At 35.1% G+C, this 20,593-nt stretch carries 25 protein-coding genes and 2 tRNA genes; 14 read left to right on the top strand and 13 right to left on the bottom strand.

Annotated elements, in window-relative coordinates; all coding sequences use genetic code 11:
- The first annotated feature begins 45 nt into the window (after positions 1 to 45).
- Positions 46 to 1,845, top strand: a complete 1,800-nt coding sequence (locus tag ACZ1JT_RS06510; protein WP_465093033.1) for a GNAT family N-acyltransferase — start codon at positions 46 to 48, stop codon at positions 1,843 to 1,845.
- Between the two features lie 25 nt (positions 1,846 to 1,870).
- Positions 1,871 to 2,236: a DUF805 domain-containing protein gene (locus ACZ1JT_RS06505; RefSeq protein ID WP_465093032.1), complete on the top strand. Its 366-nt coding sequence runs from the start codon at positions 1,871 to 1,873 to the stop codon at positions 2,234 to 2,236.
- 41 nt (positions 2,237 to 2,277) lie between these two features.
- Here the strand turns inward: ACZ1JT_RS06505 and ACZ1JT_RS06500 are convergent, their stop codons facing one another.
- From ACZ1JT_RS06500 to serS, 10 genes are all read right to left on the bottom strand, one after another.
- The gene (locus ACZ1JT_RS06500) at positions 2,278 to 2,559 is read right to left on the bottom strand and encodes a TM2 domain-containing protein (protein WP_465093031.1); all 282 of its coding nucleotides are present in this window, start codon (positions 2,557 to 2,559) and stop codon (positions 2,278 to 2,280) included.
- 35 nt (positions 2,560 to 2,594) lie between these two features.
- Positions 2,595 to 2,993, bottom strand: a complete 399-nt coding sequence (locus tag ACZ1JT_RS06495) for a VOC family protein (protein WP_465093030.1) — start codon at positions 2,991 to 2,993, stop codon at positions 2,595 to 2,597.
- Positions 2,986 to 3,393 carry a hypothetical protein gene (locus tag ACZ1JT_RS06490; protein WP_465093029.1) on the bottom strand — a complete coding sequence of 136 codons (408 nt, stop codon included), beginning with the start codon at positions 3,391 to 3,393 and terminating at the stop codon, positions 2,986 to 2,988. The genes ACZ1JT_RS06495 and ACZ1JT_RS06490 overlap by 8 nt, the downstream gene beginning before the upstream one ends.
- Complete coding sequence (locus ACZ1JT_RS06485; protein ID WP_465093028.1) at positions 3,386 to 4,366, bottom strand: 2-hydroxyacid dehydrogenase; 981 nt, start codon at positions 4,364 to 4,366, stop codon at positions 3,386 to 3,388. The genes ACZ1JT_RS06490 and ACZ1JT_RS06485 overlap by 8 nt, the downstream gene beginning before the upstream one ends.
- An 84-nt stretch (positions 4,367 to 4,450) precedes the next feature.
- Positions 4,451 to 5,803, bottom strand: a complete 1,353-nt coding sequence (gene mgtE / locus ACZ1JT_RS06480; RefSeq protein WP_465093027.1) for a magnesium transporter — start codon at positions 5,801 to 5,803, stop codon at positions 4,451 to 4,453.
- Positions 5,793 to 6,572, bottom strand: coding sequence for a 16S rRNA (adenine(1518)-N(6)/adenine(1519)-N(6))-dimethyltransferase RsmA (rsmA, locus tag ACZ1JT_RS06475; protein WP_465093026.1), 780 nt, complete (start codon positions 6,570 to 6,572; stop codon positions 5,793 to 5,795). Before rsmA ends, mgtE begins: the two co-directional genes overlap by 11 nt.
- A 90-nt stretch (positions 6,573 to 6,662) precedes the next feature.
- The gene (locus ACZ1JT_RS06470; RefSeq protein ID WP_465093025.1) at positions 6,663 to 6,974 is read right to left on the bottom strand and encodes a DUF4286 family protein; all 312 of its coding nucleotides are present in this window, start codon (positions 6,972 to 6,974) and stop codon (positions 6,663 to 6,665) included.
- A 47-nt stretch (positions 6,975 to 7,021) separates the two neighbouring features.
- Positions 7,022 to 8,800 (bottom strand): tetratricopeptide repeat protein, encoded by a 1,779-nt coding sequence (locus ACZ1JT_RS06465; protein ID WP_465093024.1) that lies wholly within the window; start codon positions 8,798 to 8,800, stop codon positions 7,022 to 7,024.
- A 79-nt stretch (positions 8,801 to 8,879) separates the two neighbouring features.
- Positions 8,880 to 9,365, bottom strand: coding sequence for a hypothetical protein (locus ACZ1JT_RS06460; RefSeq protein ID WP_465093023.1), 486 nt, complete (start codon positions 9,363 to 9,365; stop codon positions 8,880 to 8,882).
- Between the two features lie 68 nt (positions 9,366 to 9,433).
- A complete protein-coding gene (serS, locus tag ACZ1JT_RS06455) occupies positions 9,434 to 10,705 on the bottom strand; it encodes a serine--tRNA ligase (protein ID WP_465093022.1) in 1,272 nt (423 codons plus the stop codon).
- Between the two features lie 166 nt (positions 10,706 to 10,871).
- Between serS and ACZ1JT_RS06450 the strand changes: the two genes are divergently transcribed.
- The 4 genes from ACZ1JT_RS06450 to ACZ1JT_RS06435 all read left to right on the top strand — a co-directional run bounded on the left by ACZ1JT_RS06450 (position 10,872) and on the right by ACZ1JT_RS06435 (position 14,474).
- Positions 10,872 to 12,794, top strand: coding sequence for a M1 family aminopeptidase (locus ACZ1JT_RS06450; protein WP_465093021.1), 1,923 nt, complete (start codon positions 10,872 to 10,874; stop codon positions 12,792 to 12,794).
- A 68-nt stretch (positions 12,795 to 12,862) separates the two neighbouring features.
- On the top strand, positions 12,863 to 14,206 hold the full coding sequence (gene rseP / locus ACZ1JT_RS06445) for an RIP metalloprotease RseP (protein ID WP_465093020.1): 1,344 nt from the start codon (positions 12,863 to 12,865) through the stop codon (positions 14,204 to 14,206).
- Positions 14,207 to 14,290: 84 nt separating this feature from the next.
- Positions 14,291 to 14,364 (top strand) — tRNA-Asn (locus ACZ1JT_RS06440).
- 36 nt (positions 14,365 to 14,400) lie between these two features.
- Positions 14,401 to 14,474, top strand: a tRNA-Asn gene (locus tag ACZ1JT_RS06435).
- A gap of 57 nt (positions 14,475 to 14,531) precedes the next feature.
- Here ACZ1JT_RS06435 and ACZ1JT_RS06430 read toward each other — a convergent pair.
- Together ACZ1JT_RS06430 and ACZ1JT_RS06425 are read right to left on the bottom strand one after the other, a co-directional pair.
- Positions 14,532 to 14,732 carry a hypothetical protein gene (locus ACZ1JT_RS06430; RefSeq protein ID WP_465093019.1) on the bottom strand — a complete coding sequence of 67 codons (201 nt, stop codon included), beginning with the start codon at positions 14,730 to 14,732 and terminating at the stop codon, positions 14,532 to 14,534.
- Positions 14,733 to 15,024: 292 nt separating this feature from the next.
- Positions 15,025 to 15,189 (bottom strand): DUF5670 family protein, encoded by a 165-nt coding sequence (locus tag ACZ1JT_RS06425; RefSeq protein WP_465093018.1) that lies wholly within the window; start codon positions 15,187 to 15,189, stop codon positions 15,025 to 15,027.
- Between the two features lie 371 nt (positions 15,190 to 15,560).
- Here ACZ1JT_RS06425 and ACZ1JT_RS06420 point away from each other — a divergent pair, with 371 nt between their 5' ends.
- The 8 genes from ACZ1JT_RS06420 to ACZ1JT_RS06385 all read left to right on the top strand — a co-directional run bounded on the left by ACZ1JT_RS06420 (position 15,561) and on the right by ACZ1JT_RS06385 (position 19,600).
- On the top strand, positions 15,561 to 15,770 hold the full coding sequence (locus tag ACZ1JT_RS06420; protein WP_465093017.1) for a hypothetical protein: 210 nt from the start codon (positions 15,561 to 15,563) through the stop codon (positions 15,768 to 15,770).
- An 89-nt stretch (positions 15,771 to 15,859) separates the two neighbouring features.
- Positions 15,860 to 16,051, top strand: coding sequence for a hypothetical protein (locus ACZ1JT_RS06415; protein WP_465093016.1), 192 nt, complete (start codon positions 15,860 to 15,862; stop codon positions 16,049 to 16,051).
- A 4-nt stretch (positions 16,052 to 16,055) separates the two neighbouring features.
- Positions 16,056 to 16,352, top strand: coding sequence for a thioredoxin (trxA, locus tag ACZ1JT_RS06410; RefSeq protein ID WP_465093015.1), 297 nt, complete (start codon positions 16,056 to 16,058; stop codon positions 16,350 to 16,352).
- Positions 16,353 to 16,360: 8 nt separating this feature from the next.
- Positions 16,361 to 16,564 carry a YgaP family membrane protein gene (locus ACZ1JT_RS06405; protein ID WP_465093014.1) on the top strand — a complete coding sequence of 68 codons (204 nt, stop codon included), beginning with the start codon at positions 16,361 to 16,363 and terminating at the stop codon, positions 16,562 to 16,564.
- A gap of 95 nt (positions 16,565 to 16,659) precedes the next feature.
- Positions 16,660 to 17,946 carry an NAD-dependent succinate-semialdehyde dehydrogenase gene (locus tag ACZ1JT_RS06400; protein ID WP_465093013.1) on the top strand — a complete coding sequence of 429 codons (1,287 nt, stop codon included), beginning with the start codon at positions 16,660 to 16,662 and terminating at the stop codon, positions 17,944 to 17,946.
- Between the two features lie 4 nt (positions 17,947 to 17,950).
- Positions 17,951 to 18,454, top strand: coding sequence for a nuclear transport factor 2 family protein (locus tag ACZ1JT_RS06395; RefSeq protein WP_465093012.1), 504 nt, complete (start codon positions 17,951 to 17,953; stop codon positions 18,452 to 18,454).
- A gap of 108 nt (positions 18,455 to 18,562) precedes the next feature.
- Positions 18,563 to 19,000 (top strand): hypothetical protein, encoded by a 438-nt coding sequence (locus ACZ1JT_RS06390; protein WP_465093011.1) that lies wholly within the window; start codon positions 18,563 to 18,565, stop codon positions 18,998 to 19,000.
- Positions 19,001 to 19,018: 18 nt separating this feature from the next.
- Entirely contained in the window at positions 19,019 to 19,600 is a 582-nt protein-coding gene (locus tag ACZ1JT_RS06385; RefSeq protein ID WP_465093010.1) for a globin family protein, read from the top strand.
- A 32-nt stretch (positions 19,601 to 19,632) separates the two neighbouring features.
- On the opposite strand, the gene ACZ1JT_RS06380 is transcribed toward ACZ1JT_RS06385, so the two are convergent.
- Positions 19,633 to 20,577 (bottom strand): L-threonine 3-dehydrogenase, encoded by a 945-nt coding sequence (locus ACZ1JT_RS06380; RefSeq protein WP_465093009.1) that lies wholly within the window; start codon positions 20,575 to 20,577, stop codon positions 19,633 to 19,635.
- Between the last annotated feature and the right edge of the window lie 16 nt (positions 20,578 to 20,593).

The raw sequence follows: 20,593 nt of genomic DNA, 5'->3' as shown, positions 1-20,593 counted from the left end.
GGCAGATTTATTATCTTTGTTTTTATCGCTTAAATTATAAAATAAATGGGGTTAGTTACCGCTAAAGAAGTTGCAAAAGCCATCAAAACAGACAAGTACGGTGTTTTAGGAACATTTTCAGGCTGGCTATTGATGAAGGTACTCCGCATTTCCACCCTAAACGACATCTACAACAGAAACAAACATCTTAAAGATTTGGAGTTTCTGAATGCTATATTGGATGAATTTCATATAAAATTTGAAATCCCCGAAGAAGATTTAAAACGCTTGCCCAAAGAAGGTCCTTACATTACCATTTCCAACCACCCATTGGGAGGAATTGATGGAATATTATTATTGAAATTAATGCTGGAACGCGAACCTAATTTCAAGATAATTGCCAACTTTCTATTGCATCGAATTGAACCGATGAAACCGTATATCATGCCGGTTAATCCGTTTGAACACCATAAAGATGCAAAATCAAGCGTTATCGGATTAAAAGAAACGTTTCGTCATTTAAGTGATGGCAAGCCTTTGGGTATGTTTCCGGCTGGAGAAGTATCTACTTATAAAGACGGAAAATTAGTTGTGGACAAACCCTGGGAAGAAGGTGCTATCAAAGTTATCCGAAAAGCCCAAGTTCCTGTAATTCCAATTTATTTTCATGCGCAAAACAGCAAGTTGTTTTATTCGTTGTCTAAAATTAACGACACCTTGCGTACTGCAAAGCTACCATCTGAATTACTAACGCAAAAAGATCGAGTGATAAAAGTTCGTATCGGGAAGCCAATTTCTGTTGCCGAACAAAACGAACACCAAACAATTGAAGATTATTCGGAGTTTCTTCGTAAAAAAACATACATGCTTTCTAATGTATATGAAAACGAAAGCAAACTTATTACCACTCCAAATTTAAAATTACCTAAAAGTCCGAAACAAATTGCACTACCTGCCAATCACGAGCAAATTTTACAAGAAGTAGCCGAATTGCGCAAAGGGGATTATCGTTTATTACAGAGTAAAAACTATGAGGTTTTCTTTGTAAAAGCCGATAAAATCCCGAATGTATTGCATGAAATTGGCCGTTTGCGTGAAATTACTTTTAGAGAAGTTGGCGAAGGCACAAACGAATCGTTAGATTTGGATAAATACGACAACTACTACTACCATATGTTCTTATGGGACGAAGAGGCTCAGCTGATTGCCGGAGCCTATCGTATGGGATTAGGAACCGAAATATTTGCTTCTCACGGTATCGATGGCTTTTACCTTCAAGAATTGTTCCGCTTTGAGCCGGAATTGTATGATATGATGGGCAAATCGATTGAAATGGGACGTGCTTTTATCGTTAAAGAATACCAACAAAAACCAATGCCCCTTTTCCTTTTATGGAAAGGAATTGTTCATACTACCTTACGCTATCCGGAGCACAAATTTTTAATTGGCGGGGTAAGTATCAGCAATCAATTCTCTGATTTTTCGAAATCGTTGATGATTGAATTTATGAAATCGCATTATTATGACCCTTATGTGGCACAATATGTACATCCTAAAAAAGAATATAAAGTAAAACTAAAGGATGCCGATAAAGACTTTGTTTTTAATGAAGCTGAAGCCGATTTAAACAAATTCGACAAAATTATCGATGAAATTGAACCATCAAGCCTGCGTTTACCGGTATTAATTAAAAAGTACATTAAGCAAAATGCCCGTGTAGTTGCGTTTAACGTTGACCCATTGTTTAATAATGCTGTAGATGGCTTGATGTACATCCGCATTGCCGACTTACCCGAAAGCACGGTTCGCCCAGTAATTGAAGAATTGCAAGCCGAATTAGAACGCAAAGAAAAGGGAATGCAATAATTTAGAAACCAAAAACCAATTATATATGAATTATTATTTAGATGTACTTAAAAAGTACGCTCAGTTTACTGGAAGAGCAAGAAGAAAAGAGTATTGGATGTTTTTCCTATTCAATATTATTTTTATCTATGGCCTATTAGCTTTAGGAACATTAGTATCAGAATACTTTATGATTGCTTATGCAATTTATGCATTAGGAGTTTTAGTTCCATCATTAGCTGTTGGAGTTAGACGTATGCATGATGTCGGCAAAAGCGGGTGGTTCTTATTAATTCCTATTTACAGTTTAATTTTAGCTGTAACTGAAGGGGAAAAAGGAACTAATCGATATGGAAATGACCCTAAATCTCCAGGAGATGAAATGAATGAAATAGGAATTCCTCAAGAATAAATTACACAAACAAAAAGTCCCGAAAATTCGGGACTTTTTTATTAAAACCAAGGTCTTTTATTAACCTGATACGTTTCATAAAACTCTTGATCGGATTTGGTTAAATAGATGATTCCTTCAATAAAACCAATAAGACTACCAATACCACAGGTTACAACACTAATAACAAGTTGAAGTATACCTTCCTTAGTATATCCTAAAATAAACTTGTGAATTCCTAATCCACCAAATAAAATACCCATTACCCCAGCTAAAACTTTTTTATTGTCTTGCATTGGCTGTTGAGGCTTGTTCCAATCTTCTGTTGGTCGTGTAACTTCCATAATTTTCAATTTGTTTTTGGTTATTATTTTTTGTTTTAAAGTGTTTTTTCGTCTGTTGGTTCCCAAAGTTCAATTTTATTTCCCTCTGGATCAAGTATCCATCCAAACTTACCATACTCATAAGTCTGCATTTCACCCAAAATTGTTACACCTTCTTCTTTTAAAGCTTCCAATAAGGCTTCTAAATCATCCACTCGGAAGTTCATCATAAATTGTTTCTGACTTGGCTCAAAATATTTTGTTTGTGCATCAAAAGGTGACCATTGTGTAGCACAATCGTTTCCCTCCTTGTCTTTCCACCAAAATGTACAACCGTATTGGTCTACCGGAAGTCCTAAATGATTTTTATACCATTCTTTAGTAGCTTTTGGGTCTTCACTTTTAAAGAAAAAACCGCCTAATCCTGTTACTCTTTTTAAATCTTGTTTACTCATGATGATGATGGTGTGCTTTTGTGAAAAATAATGTTGTTGCTGCAATTAAAAGTAATCCCTCTATGGTAAAGGCGAACATTGGATCTATTTTGCCTGAAATGTATGTACACCCCAATCCAAAAAAAGCCAATCCTAAGCCTAATATTAAAACTTGTAGTTGGGCTTTATGACTACCTAATTCAATAGGTTTTGCCAGAATTAACAACCACAAACCCGAAACCAACATCATAACTGAAGAATACAGCCAAATCATTCGCATTCCATTTGCAGCAGGCTCTTGAATTTCACCTTTTTCGATATGTTCCATTACGGCTTGCATTCCAAAAAAAGCATGCGGAAAAAAACTCAAACACGTGATAACTCCAACAATAATTACCAAATAGTAGCTTACTTTATTCATGCGTATAGATTTTAATTATTTTATCAACTATCGTCTGTGCCAATTTTTCTTTGCTCTCAATAGTCCAACCTGCAATATGTGGCGTTAACAGAACCGAATCGGATTGCAAAAGATATTGTAAAGGTTCGGGAGTGTCGCCTTCAAATAAATGTTCGAAAGACAACTTCTCGTATTCCAACACATCTAAACCTGCACCCAAAATTTTACCACTTTGTAAAGCATGAACTAAATCTGCCGTTACTACACTCTTACCTCTTGCCGTATTGATAAACCAAAACGGTTTGGAAAAGTTAGCAATAAATTTTGAATTTATCATTTTATCGGTTTCTGGAGTCCAGGGTGTGTGTAAACTTAATACATCCGATTTTTCTTGAAGCTCACTAAGACTCACTTGACGCGCATTTTCATCGCCAACAGCATTTAAAATATCATAACACAGGACATCCACTTCAAACCCTTTAAGCTTCTTAGCAAACGATTTCCCCATATTTCCATAACCAATAATGCCAACTGTTTTTCCGTCAAGTTCATGACCTCGGTTACTTTCGCGGTTCCAATGACCATTTTTTACTTCTTTATCTGCTGTATTTAACTTGTTAAAAAGCGACAACAACATTCCTAAAGCATGTTCACCAACAGCATTTCGATTACCTTCTGGAGCAGCTATCAAATGAATACCTTTACTTTCGGCATATTCGCAATCAATGCTTTCCAAACCAGCCCCAACACGGGCTATAAACTGAAGATTTACAGCTTTATCCAAAAAGGTCTTATCGATTTTAAATCGGCTTCGAATAACAACACCATGATATTCCTGAATTTTAGATTCAACATCTTGTTTCGACGAAGTAAAATCTTCAAAATTTTGAAAACCAGCTTGCGTTAATTGATTCCATAGCAACGGATGATTGCTGTCTATATGAAGTATTTTAGTAGCTTGAATTGGCTGCTTCGAATGGTTTAAAAATGACATCGGATTGCATTAAAGTACTAAAGATAATTATTTTCAATTAATTTATAACATATCGTCACAAACTGAAAGAAAAAACACCAAGAATTAAAACCCGAGAATTAGGCGAGCAATACTAAAATAAATTAGAATCCCAACAATGTCGTTGCTAGTAGTAATAAACGGCCCGGTGGCCAATGCGGGATCGATACCGTATTTGTTTAAGATAATTGGGATGAAAGTTCCGTTTAAAGAAGCTATAATAATTACAGACAAAAGAGCAATAGTAACCGTAATGCCAATATGAATTTCGTAACCTAATAAGAAATAACTTCCTGCAAAAAGAATAGCAGAAAGAATAAGTCCGTTTAACAAACTAAGTGACAGTTCTTTCAGTAAACGCTGAATAATACTTCCGGTTATGGCATTGTTGGCCAAACCTTGCACAATAATCGCCGACGATTGCACCCCAACATTTCCGCCCATAGCAGCAATTAAGGGTGTGAAGAAAAACAACGCGCGGTGTCCTTCCATAGCGGGTTCGAAAAGACCTAATACTTTTACACTAATAAAACCACCGAACAAAGCCAATACTAACCAAGGTAAACGCGCTTTAGTCAAATCAAGAATACTATCATCGGCCTCAACATCTTGTGAGATACCCGCTGCCAACTGGTAATCTTTGTCTGCTTCTTCTTTAATTACGTCTACAATATCATCAATGGTAATACGTCCAACTAAACGACCCATTTCATCTACAACAGGAATGGCTTCCAAGTCGTATTTTTGCATAATTCGCGCCACCTCAACATCGGGGGTATCCACCTTAACGTAATCTACTTTTTTGATGTAGACATCGCTAATAGGAGTTTTGGTAGATGTGGTTAACAAATCTTTCAACGACAACCTTCCCTTCAACCTGTCTTCATCATCAACTACATAAATAGAATGTACTCGGGTAACGTGTTCGGCTTGCTGACGCATTTCTTTTACACAGGTAAGGACATTCCAGTTTTCGTTTACTTTTACAAGCTCTTTACCCATTAAACCTCCGGCAGTATCTTCGTCGTAACGCAATAAATCAACAATGTCTTTTGCGTGTTCAACATCTTCCAGCTCGGAGATTACTTCTTCTTTTTTAGATTGCGGAAGTTCGGCAATAATATCGGCCGCGTCATCCGTATCCAACTCATCCAATTCCTCCGCAATTTCTTTTGCCGAAAGGTTACGTAAGATTTTCTCACGAACTTCTTCATCCAATTCCAAAAGGATTTCGGCAGTTTTTTCGGAATCTAAAACCTTGAATATATAGCTTGCTCCATAATCGTCAAGCTCTTCCATGATTTCGGCAATATCAGCAAAGTGAATATCCTGCAACAAAGCTTCAAGCTCTTGTGCATTATTTTCACTAATATGTTGCTCTATTTGAGCAAGAAATTCTCTGCTGATTTTAAACTCCATCGGCGGCTATTTTTTGCGTGAGTTCTATAAATTGTTCGACCGAAATTTGTTCCGGACGGAGGTCAAAGATACTATCTTCCCTTAAATTATCCGAAAGTTGAAACGATTTTAAACTATTTCGCAATGTTTTTCTTCTTTGGTTAAAAGCAGTTTTTACCACATTGAAGAACATTTTTTCATCACAAGGCAGCTTATAGTTTTCTTTACGCTTCATTCGCATTACTCCCGATTTCACTTTAGGTGGCGGCGTAAACACGTGTTCTGAAACCGTAAACAAATACTCGGTATCGTAAAAAGCTTGGGTTAAAACCGATAAAATTCCGTAGGTTTTACTGCCTTTCTTTTCGCAAATTCGTTCAGCAACTTCTTTTTGAAACATTCCCGAGAACTCAGGAATTTGGTTGCGAAGTTCTAATGTTTTAAATACAATTTGAGAAGAGATATTATACGGAAAATTTCCAATGATTGCATAAGGTTCTTCTCCAAAAACTTCTTTTAAATTGTACTTTAAAAAATCTTTGGAAATAATTTTATTGTGAAGCTTTGTATAATGCGTATTAAGATATTCTACCGATTCGGTATCAATTTCAATCACATAAGTTTCAATGGGTTTCTCCAAAAGGTATTTTGTCAAAACACCCATTCCTGGACCAATTTCCAACACTCGACTATAGCCTTCCAACGTTAACGAATCGGCGATTTTTTGCGCTATATTTTCATCGTTTAGGAAATGTTGCCCAAGGTGTTTTTTTGCTTTTACTTTATCCATATTTGTAGACTTCTTAGATTGATAGCGTTCTAGACTTCTTAGATCATACCATTAATTTGGCTATGAGGTTGAGCAAGTCTACTAATCTTGTTAGTGCTCAGAGATTAACTCCAATTCGGTACGAAAGGCAAGCATTTTGTCGCCAAAAAGTTTCAGTCCTTCTTCACGTAAACGAGGTGCATCTTCGTTATAATAGCGTTCTAATGTTTCTTTACAATCGGTTGTATATTGAATCGAGTATGTTATTCCTCCCATTTCTTCATCCACTAAAACTTTAACCATTCGCGCTGAAGAAAATTTTCCAGTAGCCAATACATCGGCAATATGTTTGTTTTGCATCCAATCCATCCATTGGTCGTGTACGCTTTCGTGAATATTGATGGTTACGTTGTATATTATCATATTAAGTTATTTAAGAATTTAGTTGTTTAACAGACATAATGTATTTATTACAGATTTGTATCGCCACGAAGTTTTCTATAATTGGTTCGTGCATCAACAAAATAGATACTGTCTTGATGATGAAACAAAATTTGTTCGTACAACTGCTTCGCTTTTTCAGGATTATCGAGTTTCTTTCTATAAATCTCAGCAGAAAAAAACAAAGCCTCATCGGTATAAATACTGTCTTTATGTGCGTCTATGATTTTTTGATAGGAGTCTAGCGCTTTAGCATAATCGTTTTGTTTTTCATAGACTTCACCCACTTTAAGCAAGGTTTCATCCTCTATACTTTGCCCTTTGTGTTCCTCCAAAATTTTTTGAAACTGTTGCAATGCAGATTCGTTTTGGTGTTGAAACAATAAAAAATCGGCTTTGGCAAATTTTCGCAATGCTACTTGCGTTGAATCTTCAACCGTATTATCACTAATTAATAGAAAAAGTTCAAGAGCATCGTTAGCAATAAGTTGGGATGATGACGATTTTAGCACTTTAAATTGTTTCTGGGCCCAATCGAAATCACCTTTAAAATAACTTGCCCTTGCCATTTTAAAACTCGCTTCATGCCCTAATTCGTCGTTTTTTAAATCGTCTTCAATTTGGGCGTAATATATAATGGCCTGATTGAATTTTTCGTTTAACAACAACAATTCGGCCAATTCGGTTTTTACCTCAGCTTTTTGATATTTATTAATAGGCAAGTCTAATGCGTTTTCCAGAATATTTCGAGCCGATTCAAAATTTTTAAGATAAAAACCATCAAAATGAGCTTTTGCAATTTGAAGCTGGACCGAATACGGAGAAACTCCATATTTTTTTAGCAACAATTCGAACTTATCACGAATTGAAGGATATTCTTTTGGAGAAGCTTTTGCCATTTCCATAGTTAGCAATTGATGATGCGCCTCGATTTGAAGTTCGATGTCTTGCGAGTTTTCCAAAATAAAATTGAGGATTTCTGTTGCAACGTCGTTTTCATCTTCTTGCACAGCCAATTTCGCCAAATTAATAATTGTATAGAAATTATCTGGACTTCTTTTATAAATGGCTTTTTCCTGAAGAAACGCTTTTTTGTAGTCTTTCTGCTGTACAAAATACCAACTCAAAAAAGAATACCAGAATATATCTTGATTCTTTTGTGTTCGAAGCAACAAGGTTTTTCGCAATTGAGCCGTAAAGGTTTCTTGAGCATCTTCATTCATAAACCGCATTAGCTGATTTTGCACTAATGGCAGATTAGACGGATTTGAATAGGCAAAATCAAGAAGTTTTTCGGTCATTAAATCCATATTACCGAGTTGCCCTTGCAGTAACGCCAATTGATAGTCGAAGTTGAAATTAGGATTTCCCTGCTTTCCCAAATCATAGGCTTCAATGGCTTTTTCCACCAATGTTTTTTGCTCAAAGGCAGCCGCAACCGCATAAACATTATTTGGATTTTCTTTTATTTTCGATAAGGCAATTTCATAATTTTTTTCGGCTTTGCTTTGGTTTTTCTGCAGTTGAAAATTGTATCCCAATTCAACAAACAAATTAACCATTTTCAATTTGTCGATTTTATCCAGAAGCAAGCGTTCCGCCTTATCGTATTGTTGAAGTTGTTGATAACAGGCCACGGTTCTTTGAAGCGCCTGATAATTATAGGGTTGTGTTTTCAACACCTCTTCATAGACTACAACCGCTTTATCGAATTCCCCACGATCAAAGTAATTTTGAGCCAACTGTTCGTTTTGAGAAAAAACAGTTAGTGAAAAAAAAATTAGTATAAAAGTGACAAGATTCTTCATTGATATTAAAACAAGTTACGAAATAATAGCTTACCTTATTTCTTCACAATTGAATTTAACGCTTTATATCTTCATTGGTTTAATTTTTATAAACCACCGGACTGCATTGTGCGAAATTTTCTGAAGCATTTACAGTAATAGAATAATCCTTTATAAACAAATTTAAAAGACGTTCAAAATCATCTTGTTTAAAAGAAGTTAAATTGTCTTCAGGATGTTCTAGATTATCATAAAAGTGAAAAAGAAAATAATCAATTTTCCCATTCTTATTGATATAAACCCGATTGAAGCAACGTTGTGGTTTATCCCAAACAAATTTGTTTTGTTTTAAAAAAACTGATAAATCATTAAGCAGTTTTGTATAGGCATTGATAAATATTTTTTGCTCGCTATCTGTTTTAAAAACAGCTAATTCAGGATCGTTATTTAACGCCCCTTTATATATTTTATCTAAAACTTCGGCAGAGTGATTAGTTTGCTTAGCTTTTTCAAAGGGCATTGCTTTTGACTGCGCTAAGCACGGTAAAGCAAATAATAATATTAAAAAAAAATATACTTTTTTCATGATTTTCAGCTTTAAAAAAAACACCAACTTACTAACGCAAATTGGTGCTTTTAAGTATTATTCGCTTCTTAATTTATAATATCAAAGCCTGTATACTTACGCAACACTTCCGGAATTACAATTCCTTCTGGAGTTTGGTAGTTTTCTAAAATTCCAGCTAAAACTCTTGGTAATGCTAGCGAGCTTCCGTTCAACGTATGTGCCAATTGTGTTTTTCCGTCTTTTCCTTTGAAACGCAATTTCAAGCGGTTGGCCTGGAAGGTTTCGAAATTAGAAACTGAAGATATTTCCAACCAACGTTCTTGTGCTGTTGAATACACTTCGAAATCGTACGTTAACGCTGAAGCAAAGCTCATATCGCCACCACACAAACGCAAAATACGATATGGTAATTTCAACTCCTGCAACAATGTTTTAACATGTTCAACCATGCCATCAAGTGCAGTATAAGAATTATCTGGGTGTTCAATACGAACAATTTCAACTTTATCAAATTGATGCAAACGATTCAATCCACGAACATGAGCTCCATAAGAACCCGCTTCTCTTCTAAAACAAGGGGTATATCCTGTAGCTAATATTGGCAATTCACTTTCTTGTAAAATAACATCGCGGTATAAATTAGTTACTGGAACTTCGGCTGTAGGAATTAAATACAAATCATCGATACCAACGTGGTACATCTGACCTTCTTTATCAGGCAATTGCCCTGTTCCATATCCAGAAGCTTCATTAATTAGATGTGGGACTTGAAATTCCTCATAACCAGCATCTGTATTTTTATCTAAAAAATAGGTAATCAACGCACGTTGTAACTTCGCTCCTTTTCCTTTGTAAACTGGGAAACCTGCCCCTGTTATTTTAGTTCCTAACTCAAAATCGATGATGTCGTATTTTTTAGCCAATTCCCAATGCGGCATAGCGCCATCGTGCAATTTTGGGATATCACCTTCTTGAAAAACATTTAAATTTTCTTCAGGAGTTTTACCTTCCGGAACAATTTCAGCTGGTAAGTTAGGCAACTTATACAATTCTTGCGTTAAAGCGTCAGCAACAATATTCAAGGCTTCTGTTAACTCTTTCCCTTTTTCACGAAGTTGTGTGGACTTTTCTTTTAAAATTTCGGCTTTAGCTTTTTCCCCAGCCTTCATCATTTCACCAATATCCTTGGATAGCTTATTGGATTCGGCCAAAACGTTATCTAATTCAACTTGAGTTGCACGTCGTTTCTCATCTAAAGCAACAACGGTTTCAATCATCTCTTTAGCATCTAAATTCTTTTTTGCTAAAGCTTGAATCACTTTTTCCTGGTTTTCTCTGATAAATGCTATCTGTAACATATGGTTATTTTTTAAGTGAGCAAATTTAAGCATTTGTTTCCTAAAAAAACAGCTGTAATAAAACTTAAAACATTTCTTTCATGAGCTATTTTCTACGCTTTTAAAAAGGCACAAAAAAGCTAGTGTTTAAATATTTTTTTTACATTTGGTAAATTTTGTAAAAATCATGAAAAAGTCTGCCCTACTTTTTGCATTATTCGCAACCTTATTAGGTTTTTCACAATCAGAGAATTCCGATCATAGTCGTATGATTGAAGCCGAAATGAAAGCGGCCTCTTCGTTATTAAACTTTCGCGTTAATCCGAATACTTTAAATTATGATGTAACATATCATAATTTAGAATTTACAGTTGACCCTGCGGTTTATGCTATTTCCGGGATAGTAACCACCAACTTCACTGCATTATCCGACATGAATACGGTTACTTTCGACTTAACCAATCAACTTACCGTAAGCAGTGTTATGCAAGGCGCTACAAGTTTAACTTTTGTGCAAAACACCAATAATGAATTGGTGATAACATTGCCTAGCACCCTGACTACTGGAAATTCAACTAGTGTAAAAATAACTTATTCTGGAGCTCCAGCTACTGGAGAGGCTGCTTTTACAGCTACAACTCACAATGGAATTCCTGTAATCTATACCCTTTCGGAACCTTTTGGCGCTCGTGATTGGTGGCCTTGCAAACAAGACTTAAACGACAAAGTAGATTCTATTGATGTTTATATCACTGCACCATCATCGTATGTAAGTGTTTCCAATGGCTTAGAACAATCACAAACTATTAACGGCGGAAATAAAACCACACATTTCCATCACGGTTATCCTATTCCAGCCTATTTAATTGCCATTGCCGTTACAAACTATCAAGTATACAATCAGCAAGGAGGATTAGGAACTGCTCCGAGTCCATTTTTCCCAATAGTAAACTACATCTATCCCGAAACTGCCATTTCTACCCAAAGTAGTCTTGCAGTGACGCCGTCTATTATTAATTTTTACGAAAGTATATTAGGCGCTTATCCTTTTAGAACCGAAAAATATGGCCATGCACAATTTGGCTGGGGCGGCGGAATGGAGCACACCACGGTTTCTTTTATGGGCGGATGGTCACGTGATTTAATTTCACACGAAATGGGTCATCAATGGTTTGGCGACAAAATCACTTGTGGAACTTGGAAAGACATCTGGTTAAACGAAGGTGTTACCGAATACATGTCTGGTTTAGTTGTTGAAAATTTTGATGGCGCTGCCGCTTTTGTCGCTTGGAAAGGCAATAAAATTAACAACATCACCTCGCAAAATGCAGGGAATTTATATTTAACCGATGCGCAGGCAACCAATGTGAACCGAATCTTTAGTAGCCGATTAACCTATGACAAAGGTTCTATGGTTACCCATATGCTTCGATTTAAAATTGGAGACACTAACTTTTTTCAAGCGCTTCGCAATTACTTATCCGACCCTACTTTAGCCTATAATTATGCTTTAACTCCGCAATTTCAAGCACATTTAGAAGCAACTTCAGGAATGAGTTTAAATGAGTTCTTTAATGATTGGGTTTATAATCAGGGGTATCCAATTTATACTATTACTGCCTACAATTCGGCACCAGGTGAAGTAAAAGTTACTATTAATCAAACTACTTCAGACTTATCTGTTCCGTTTTTTGAAATGCCAGTCCCAGTTCGATTTAGCGGTTCTGGAGGACAGACATTCGATGCAGTTTTAAATAACACCGTAAATGGAGAACTTTTTACAGTTTCAGTACCATTTGCTATAACAGGAGTTCAATTTGATCCAAACAAACACATTATTTCTAGAAACAGTACTGCAACATTAAGCAATACTTCATTTGAGTTAGACAATTCTGTAGTATTGTACCCAAATCCTGCAAGTGATAAATTATCAATAACACTACCATCAAACGTAACACTAATCAAAGCTGAACTATACAATGCTATCGGACAATTGGTTGCGACAGAAAAAAACACAACTTTTAATGTTAACCGATTATCGAATGGTGTACACTTGGTAAAAATCACAACTTCGGAAGGTGTAATTCATAAAAATTTTATAAAAAAATAACCAAACCTAAATAAGATTGCAGAAAGTAAGGTGAAAACCTTACTTTTGTCGTTTATAATACACATACAATGGAAATCGTTATTAAACTTTCTCAGTTTTTATTAAGCTTATCGTTACTAATCGTTTTACACGAATTAGGTCATTTTATACCTGCAAAACTATTTAAAACCCGAGTTGAAAAATTTTATCTTTTTTTCGATGTCAAATATTCTCTTTTCAAAAAACAAATTGGCGAAACAGTATACGGTATAGGTTGGCTTCCACTTGGCGGATATGTTAAAATTGCCGGAATGATTGATGAAAGTATGGATACCGAGCAAATGAAAGGTGAACCTCAACCTTGGGAATTCCGATCAAAACCAGCATGGCAACGCTTAATTATTATGATTGGCGGTGTTACTGTAAACTTCATTTTGGCATTCATCATTTACATTGGTATCACCTATGTGTATGGCGAAAAATACATTGCTACAAACGATTTAAAAGACGGAATTTGGGTAACCAATCCCTCTATTGAAAAAATCGGCTTAAAAACAGGAGATAAAATTGTATCTGTAGATGGTAAACCTGTTGAAAAATTCAACGACATAAATGAACGATTACTTTTTTCAAAGGAAATTTTAGTAAACAGAGATGGAAACGAGATTAAGATTAACGTTCCTGTGGATTTTATCGATCAGGTTTTAAAAACCGAAAAAGCACCGCCTGTTAGCTTACGTTTGCCATTTATTGTTACAGGAACATCAGACGATTCTAAAAACAAAGACATTGTTAAATCGAAAGACATTCTTGTAAAGCTTAACAACAAACCGGTTACTTATGCCGATGAAGTTATAAATGTATTTAAAGAATCTAAAAACCAAACAATACCAGCTGTTGTTAAAAGAGACGATCAGCTAATCGATGTAAACATAAAAGTAAACGACAGTTCTAAAACCGGAATTAGTTATGCGGCTATGCTGCCATACAGCAATTTAGAAGAACTTAAACTGTACACTGTAAAGAAACAAGAATATGGATTCTTCGAATCGGTGCCTATTGGACTTTCTTTAGGAATGGAAAAGCTAAGCGGTTACGGAAAACAATTAAAGGCTATTTTCAACCCGAGCACTGGCGCTTATAAAGGTGTTGGTGGTTTTGCAGCTATATTTAATATTTTTCCAAATGTGTGGAGCTGGGAAGCGTTTTGGAACATTACCGCTATTTTATCAATCATGCTTGGAGTTATGAATTTGCTACCAATTCCTGCCTTAGATGGTGGTCATGTATTGTTTTTATTATATGAAATGATCTCAGGAAAGAAACCAAGTGATAAATTTTTAGAAAAAGCGCAATTGGTTGGTTTTATACTACTTATAACACTTTTGGTTTTTGCAAACGGAAACGACCTGTATAAAGCTATCGTCAAGTAGAAAAAAAACTCATTTTTTTTTATTTTTTTATTTGTGAATATAAATTTTAAATTATATTTGCACTCGCTAAAAAGATATTAATCTTCCTCCTTAGCTCAGTTGGTTAGAGCATCTGACTGTTAATCAGAGGGTCCTTGGTTCGAGCCCAAGAGGGGGAGCAACTTTTTAGCAAACATATACACCATATAGGTGATTCCTCCTTAGCTCAGTTGGTTAGAGCATCTGACTGTTAATCAGAGGGTCCTTGGTTCGAGCCCAAGAGGGGGAGCAATAACAAAAAAGCATCAGTAATACTGATGCTTTTTTAGTTTTGATATGATTATTATCAAAATCTTGAAAGCATAAATGCCAATTCTTCTTTTGTGATACTTAATATCTTTCTCACTTTATCAAGCATATCTTCTTTTTTGCCATCAATATAAAGCAAATCAGTTTCACATAAAACTGAATATCTTTCCAATAACTTTTCCTTTTGTTCACCCCAATTCTCATTCAGAGATTCAGACGTATCGTATAAATTTTTCATATTTTTTTTGGTATATTTTGATATCTATTTCTAGATGATTTATAATTTTTCATTTGAGAAACTAATGCCGCCAAATAACTAATCAATTCTGTATTGGTGACCACATTGCTTTTGCTTATTTCAAACGAATCTGGCGTTTCGTTCAAATGGTCATAAAGCCAAGGAAAGTACCGTTGAATTTTTTCTGTTACAGAAAAAATTTTATTGGACAATATGTTGTATAATGTCATCATTTTATATGATTTCTGAAATTATTAATTAAACCTTATGCTATAATCTCTGTTTCTAATAATTATATTTTATTTGAAAGCCTAACGACTTCTATAAAATCATAAAGTATTAGTGTCGCAATTGGAATCAACATTAAATGTATCAAAGGCTTAGTGTTGTCGGAGAAAAATTTAACCGCCCACAGTACTACAAACATTACTGCTATACTATTAAAAAAAGTTTTCATGATATGCATTTAACTGTTCTTTAAAAAATTCTGAATTGGCCTTGGACTCTACCAATGTATTCCTCTTTACTTTCAAAAAACTTTCAGCTAAATAATATAAGGAAGTGATTATCGAATGAAGTAATTGTAAGTTATTAAAACTCTCTCATAAAGGTAAGTCATTTTTAAAGATAATCAACACAAATGATTGATTATTAATTATTTAAAGTGTTTTAAGCCTATGAAATTGCAAAAATAGATGTACCTTTAAGTAATCAAAGACTTTAAAACATTATACCTTAATTCAATAGAAAACATTTATGGAGTTTTTTTCAACTTCAAACTTGTAAGCTGACAAAACTAAAACCGATAAATTCTTTAAAAAAAGCAAAATGAAACAACAAGAAATTATAACCGTTTTTACAAGTATCCCTGAAGACATGAAAAAAAAACATGCCATAATAAATACTTATCCAGAACTTGACACATATTTCGAAAAAGGAATGTACGTTGAGAACATAGTACAAAGTTGCCTAAACGACGGAAGATGTGTAATAACATTTGTTTTAAGACATTATAGCCAATCGCAATCCAAAACTTAACTAAATAACAACTGTGCTATCTCGAATTTGTAACTAAAGTTACACCTTGCTTTTTATCAATTTCATACCTTTACTCATTATAAAAATATATGAAAAATAGTATTAGCAACTGGCATTTTATGCGCTATTTCAGATTAGCATTAGCCATTTTTTCTGGCTATCAGGCAGTCGAAAGCGACCAATGGTTTTTTTGGATTTTTGCCGGATTTTTTTTAGCCCAAGCCATTTTTAATTTCGGTTGCGGACCAAAAGGTTGTTCTATTCCTAATTCAAAAAAATAATATTATGAGCACATTTTCTGAAATCATCAATAAAGAACAACCGGTTTTAGTCGATTTCTTTGCAACATGGTGCGGACCTTGTCAAACCTTAACCCCTGTTTTAAAACAAGTAAAAGACGAACTTGGCGACAACGTTTCTGTCATAAAAATAGACGTTGATAAGAACCCTTCAGTTGCAGCACAATTTCAAGTTCGTAGTGTACCCACTATGTTATTATTCAAAAACGGACAACAAGTTTGGCGGCAATCCGGCTTGCTTTCTAAAAACGATCTTATTTCAATTATTAATCAATACAATTAATATGAGCTATGAAAAAAAACATGGGAAATCTTGACCGAACCATACGTGTGGTTTTAGCGTTAATTATGGTTGTTTTAGTTGGTACTGATGTAGTAACCGGAACATTAGCTTATGTCATGCTGGCTTTTTCAGCAATATTTGTACTAACCAGTTTGATAAGCTTTTGTCCGTTGTATCCTATTTTAGGAATTAACACTTGTTCAAAAAAGTAATGGTTTCTAAAATATCATAAAACTGAAGCAAGCTTGAAAAGCGGTATACTGTTTTTCTTAAAAAACACTAACTTTACTACTAGAATTTCAAGCACATGCAAACCAAAATTAATACTGCTCAAGAAGCTTTCATATATTGGAAAGAACTTCCAGTACATGAACGAATTGAGTATGTTCGACAACTTCAAAATACACTTTCACAAAACAGGTTACAGTATGCTACTTGCATTACTACCGAAATGGGAAAACCCATTACACAATCGTTAGCAGAAGTTGACAAATGTGCACTTTTATGCAATTATTATTGCGCCAATGCTTTCCAGTTTTTGACAGCTAAAACCATAAAAACTGAAGCTTTTGAAAGCTACATCACTTACGAGCCTCTTGGTGTTTTATTAGGCGTTATGCCTTGGAATTTTCCATTTTGGCAAGTATTTCGTTTTGCTATTCCTTCAATTTTAGCCGGAAATACGATTGTGCTTAAACATGCGAGTAATGTTCCTAAATCGGCCGAATTACTCGAAAGCCTATTTTTAGAAAGCAATTTTCCAATTGGTATTTATCAAAATTTAGCCGTTTCAAGCGACAAGATTGCTGAAATTATTGCCCATGATGAAATCAAAGGCATTTCGCTAACAGGAAGTGAAGCTGCCGGAAGTGCCGTTGCAAAAATTGCAGGTGAAAACCTAAAAAAAACGGTATTAGAACTAGGGGGAAGTAATGCTTTCATCGTATGTGAAGATGCCAATATAGACAAAGCTGTTGCGATTGCCGTTAATGCCAGAATGCAAAATGCCGGACAAAGCTGTATTGCTGCCAAACGTTTTCTAATTCACGAATCCGTTTACGATGTGTTTATAGATACGTTCAAAATTGCTGTAGGAAATTTGATTTGTGGTGACCCATTATTATCTGAAACTCAAATCGGCCCAATGGCAAGAATGGATTTGGCCATAGAATTAGAAAATCAAATGAATAATTCGGTAGCGATGGGCGCTAAAATTGCTTTAGGTGGAAAAAGAACCGATGCTTTTTTCGAACCTACCATATTAATAGATTGCCATACCGAAATGCCTGTTTTTAAAGAAGAAACCTTTGGACCTCTAGCCGCTTGTATGTCATTTAAAACCCTCGAAGAAGCTATATCTATAAGTAACACATCCAATTTTGGGTTAGGTGTATCTGTTTTTTCAGAAAACATCAATCTAATCAAAAGTAAAATCAGTAGCTTTAACGAAGGAGCTGTTTTCATCAACGAAATGGTAAAATCCGACCCAAGAATGCCTTTCGGTGGTATTAAAAAATCGGGATACGGCCGTGAGTTATCCGAAGAAGGCATTAAAGAATTTGTTAATTGTAAAACCGTGATTATTCATCAATAAAATAATGAAAAAAGTATTCATCGCCTTTATTGTTTTAGCGCTGGTTTCATGTAAGCCGAGCCTTAAAAATGAACAAACAGAAAAAATGACCGTTAATTTGATTTTGAACAATTGGCATAAAGCTGCTGCAGAGGCTAATTTTGAAAATTATTTTGCTGTCCTTTCAGACGAATCGATTTTTATTGGTACCGATGCAACGGAAAATTGGAACAAAAAACAATTTCAAGATTTCGCCAAACCTTTTTTTGATCGTGGTAGAGCTTGGAATTTTACAGCTCTAGAGCGCAATATTTATTTCTCAAAAGATGGTAAAACAGCTTGGTTTGATGAATTGCTGGATACTCAAATGAAAATTTGTCGTGGTTCAGGCATCTTAATCAAAGAAAAGGATGGATGGAAAATAAAACACTACGTGCTTTCGATGACAATTCCTAACGACAACACCAACGATATAATAAAAATTAAGGCACCTATTGAAGATGTTTTGATTCAAAAATTAAAACATTAATTCAAAACAAACTTGCTTTAAAAACAACATTTCAATTCTTTTTTCAATTAAAGAAAACCAACCTTTCTTTTTTTACGTACATAAACGTAACAACAAAAAAGAAAGGCCATGAAGATACCTCGTACTTTAAAATGGATTATAGGCAGCACGACTGGAATTGTCGTCTTGCTTTTTGTGGTATTGATTATACACATAGCCACAGCAAAACCAGTAACTTGTGACAATGCCACATTACAAATTAGTAGAATCGACTTTAAAGAAACCATAGATTCACTAAAAGCGAAAGAAATACATCGCAACCTAAAAAGCATTCCTGGAGTCAAAACCGACCGATTAAATCCTGAAACTGGTGTTTTGGTTTTCTTTCATGATAACCGAATAGCCTCTGCAGAAAGCATCTACAATCAATTAATGGCTAAAGGAAACTACAAAGCCAAACAATTTACCATTTCTCAAGATTTGGCAAACAAAAAAGTGTGTCCAGTAATGAATACCAATAGTTTTAGCTATAAGTTTTCTCGTGGCATACAACATCTTTTTAATTAATCAATAAATCCAAATACTATGAAAACCTTTTTTAAAATTGCCCTTTTTATGGCATTTACTGGAAGTTTTGTCTTGATTTCATGCAACGACAATGACGATTCGGCTATGCCTGTACAAAAATCATTGTATCAAAAATTAGGAGGTACTACTCTTGTAAGTGACCCTAACAATCCTGATGTAATGATCGAACAAGGTCGTTTAAGCTATCGCTCTGTTGTTGATAGTACAATTACTTTAATTGTTGCAGATATTGTGGCGGGTTCTGAAGGCAACTTTGGCGCTCATTTTGCGCCGCTAGTTAGTGAAGTAAGCTCTGGAAACACTACCAATGTTGCCGAATTAAGCATGAATTTAACCGATTTCTTTTCGGCTAATACCGGAGGTGGTGCCACAAATACGTATTCAGGCTTAAGTATGGCAACAGCCCACAATCCAATGTTAAACTCGCGAATGGGAACAACCGTTTCTAATGCCGATTTTGATAAGTTTATTGGCTATGTAGGAACAGCCGCCGGTTTAAACGGAGTAACGGACACAGAGATCATCAATGAAGTCGTAGCCGTTTTAGAATCACTTAGAAGTACTATTGTTCAGGGATAACAAAAAAGCCGCAGTATACACTGCGGCTTTTTTTATTTTTTAGCAAGATTTTCCAACATTACCGATGTCATTCGTTCCATATCAAAATCATGTTTCCAACCCCAATCATTTCTAGCTACTGTATCATCAATACTTGCTGGCCATGAATCGGCAATTGCTTGGCGAAAATCAGGCTCATAACTGATTGTGAAATCTGGAATATGTTTACGAATTTCGGCTGCAATTTCGTTAGGCGTAAAACTTATAGCCGACAAATTGTATGAAGAACGCACTTTAATTTTTTCTACAGGTGCCTGCATGATGCTAATTGTTGCTTTTATGGCATCATCCATATACATCATAGGTAAAGCCGTGTTTTCCGAAAGAAAACAAGTGTATTTTTTATCCGATAAAGCTTTGTAATAAATATCAACCGCGTAATCTGTGGTTCCTCCACCCGGTGGCGTAGTCCAAGATATAAGTCCAGGATAACGAATACTTCTTACATCAACACCATATTGTTTGTTGTAATATTCGCACCAACGTTCTCCAGATTGTTTCGAAATTCCATAAACCGTAGAAGGTTCCATAACGGTGTATTGCGGTGTATTGTTTCGAGGTGTAGTTGGACCAAAAACAGCAATACTTGAAGGCCAAAATATTTTTTTAATCTTACCTGCTTTGGCCAAATTCAATACATGGAAAAGTGAATTCATATTTAAATCCCACGCAAAAGCTGGATTTTTTTCAGCTGTAGCCGAAAGCAATGCAGCCATTAAATACACATCAGTTATTTGATATTTCTCAACCAAATGCTCAATCTGATTGTAATCAAGCGCATTAACCACTTCAAAAATTCCATTTCGAACTACATCGTTTTCTAATTTTCGAATATCCGAAGCAATTACATTTTCGGTTCCGTAAGTAGCTCTAAGTTGAGCGGTTAATTCGGTTCCAATTTGCCCACAGGCGCCAATGATTAATATTTTAGTACTCATTTTGGTTGATTTGTTC

It is taken from the genome of Flavobacterium sp. IC2-16 (assembly GCF_055521455.1).
This window is presented reverse-complemented; position numbering and strand designations above follow the sequence as displayed.

Coding starts and splice junctions, on each gene's coding strand:
- ACZ1JT_RS06500 (WP_465093031.1), bottom strand. CDS start 2,559: ATGGAAGTTACACGACCAACAGAAGATTGGAACAAGCCTCAACAGCCA.
- serS (WP_465093022.1), bottom strand. CDS start 10,705: ATGTTACAGATAGCATTTATCAGAGAAAACCAGGAAAAAGTGATTCAA.
- ACZ1JT_RS06430 (WP_465093019.1), bottom strand. CDS start 14,732: ATGAAAAATTTATACGATACGTCTGAATCTCTGAATGAGAATTGGGGT.
- ACZ1JT_RS06385 (WP_465093010.1), top strand. CDS start 19,019: ATGAAAACCTTTTTTAAAATTGCCCTTTTTATGGCATTTACTGGAAGT.
- ACZ1JT_RS06380 (WP_465093009.1), bottom strand. CDS start 20,577: ATGAGTACTAAAATATTAATCATTGGCGCCTGTGGGCAAATTGGAACC.
- rsmA (WP_465093026.1), bottom strand. CDS start 6,572: ATGGATAAAGTAAAAGCAAAAAAACACCTTGGGCAACATTTCCTAAAC.
- ACZ1JT_RS06495 (WP_465093030.1), bottom strand. CDS start 2,993: ATGAGTAAACAAGATTTAAAAAGAGTAACAGGATTAGGCGGTTTTTTC.
- ACZ1JT_RS06425 (WP_465093018.1), bottom strand. CDS start 15,189: ATGAAAACTTTTTTTAATAGTATAGCAGTAATGTTTGTAGTACTGTGG.
- ACZ1JT_RS06395 (WP_465093012.1), top strand. CDS start 17,951: ATGAAAAAAGTATTCATCGCCTTTATTGTTTTAGCGCTGGTTTCATGT.
- ACZ1JT_RS06415 (WP_465093016.1), top strand. CDS start 15,860: ATGAAAAATAGTATTAGCAACTGGCATTTTATGCGCTATTTCAGATTA.
- trxA (WP_465093015.1), top strand. CDS start 16,056: ATGAGCACATTTTCTGAAATCATCAATAAAGAACAACCGGTTTTAGTC.
- ACZ1JT_RS06390 (WP_465093011.1), top strand. CDS start 18,563: ATGAAGATACCTCGTACTTTAAAATGGATTATAGGCAGCACGACTGGA.
- ACZ1JT_RS06470 (WP_465093025.1), bottom strand. CDS start 6,974: ATGATAATATACAACGTAACCATCAATATTCACGAAAGCGTACACGAC.
- ACZ1JT_RS06490 (WP_465093029.1), bottom strand. CDS start 3,393: ATGAATAAAGTAAGCTACTATTTGGTAATTATTGTTGGAGTTATCACG.
- mgtE (WP_465093027.1), bottom strand. CDS start 5,803: ATGGAGTTTAAAATCAGCAGAGAATTTCTTGCTCAAATAGAGCAACAT.
- ACZ1JT_RS06405 (WP_465093014.1), top strand. CDS start 16,361: ATGAAAAAAAACATGGGAAATCTTGACCGAACCATACGTGTGGTTTTA.
- ACZ1JT_RS06505 (WP_465093032.1), top strand. CDS start 1,871: ATGAATTATTATTTAGATGTACTTAAAAAGTACGCTCAGTTTACTGGA.
- ACZ1JT_RS06465 (WP_465093024.1), bottom strand. CDS start 8,800: ATGAAGAATCTTGTCACTTTTATACTAATTTTTTTTTCACTAACTGTT.
- ACZ1JT_RS06450 (WP_465093021.1), top strand. CDS start 10,872: ATGAAAAAGTCTGCCCTACTTTTTGCATTATTCGCAACCTTATTAGGT.
- ACZ1JT_RS06485 (WP_465093028.1), bottom strand. CDS start 4,366: ATGTCATTTTTAAACCATTCGAAGCAGCCAATTCAAGCTACTAAAATA.
- ACZ1JT_RS06400 (WP_465093013.1), top strand. CDS start 16,660: ATGCAAACCAAAATTAATACTGCTCAAGAAGCTTTCATATATTGGAAA.
- ACZ1JT_RS06510 (WP_465093033.1), top strand. CDS start 46: ATGGGGTTAGTTACCGCTAAAGAAGTTGCAAAAGCCATCAAAACAGAC.
- ACZ1JT_RS06420 (WP_465093017.1), top strand. CDS start 15,561: ATGAAACAACAAGAAATTATAACCGTTTTTACAAGTATCCCTGAAGAC.
- rseP (WP_465093020.1), top strand. CDS start 12,863: ATGGAAATCGTTATTAAACTTTCTCAGTTTTTATTAAGCTTATCGTTA.
- ACZ1JT_RS06460 (WP_465093023.1), bottom strand. CDS start 9,365: ATGAAAAAAGTATATTTTTTTTTAATATTATTATTTGCTTTACCGTGC.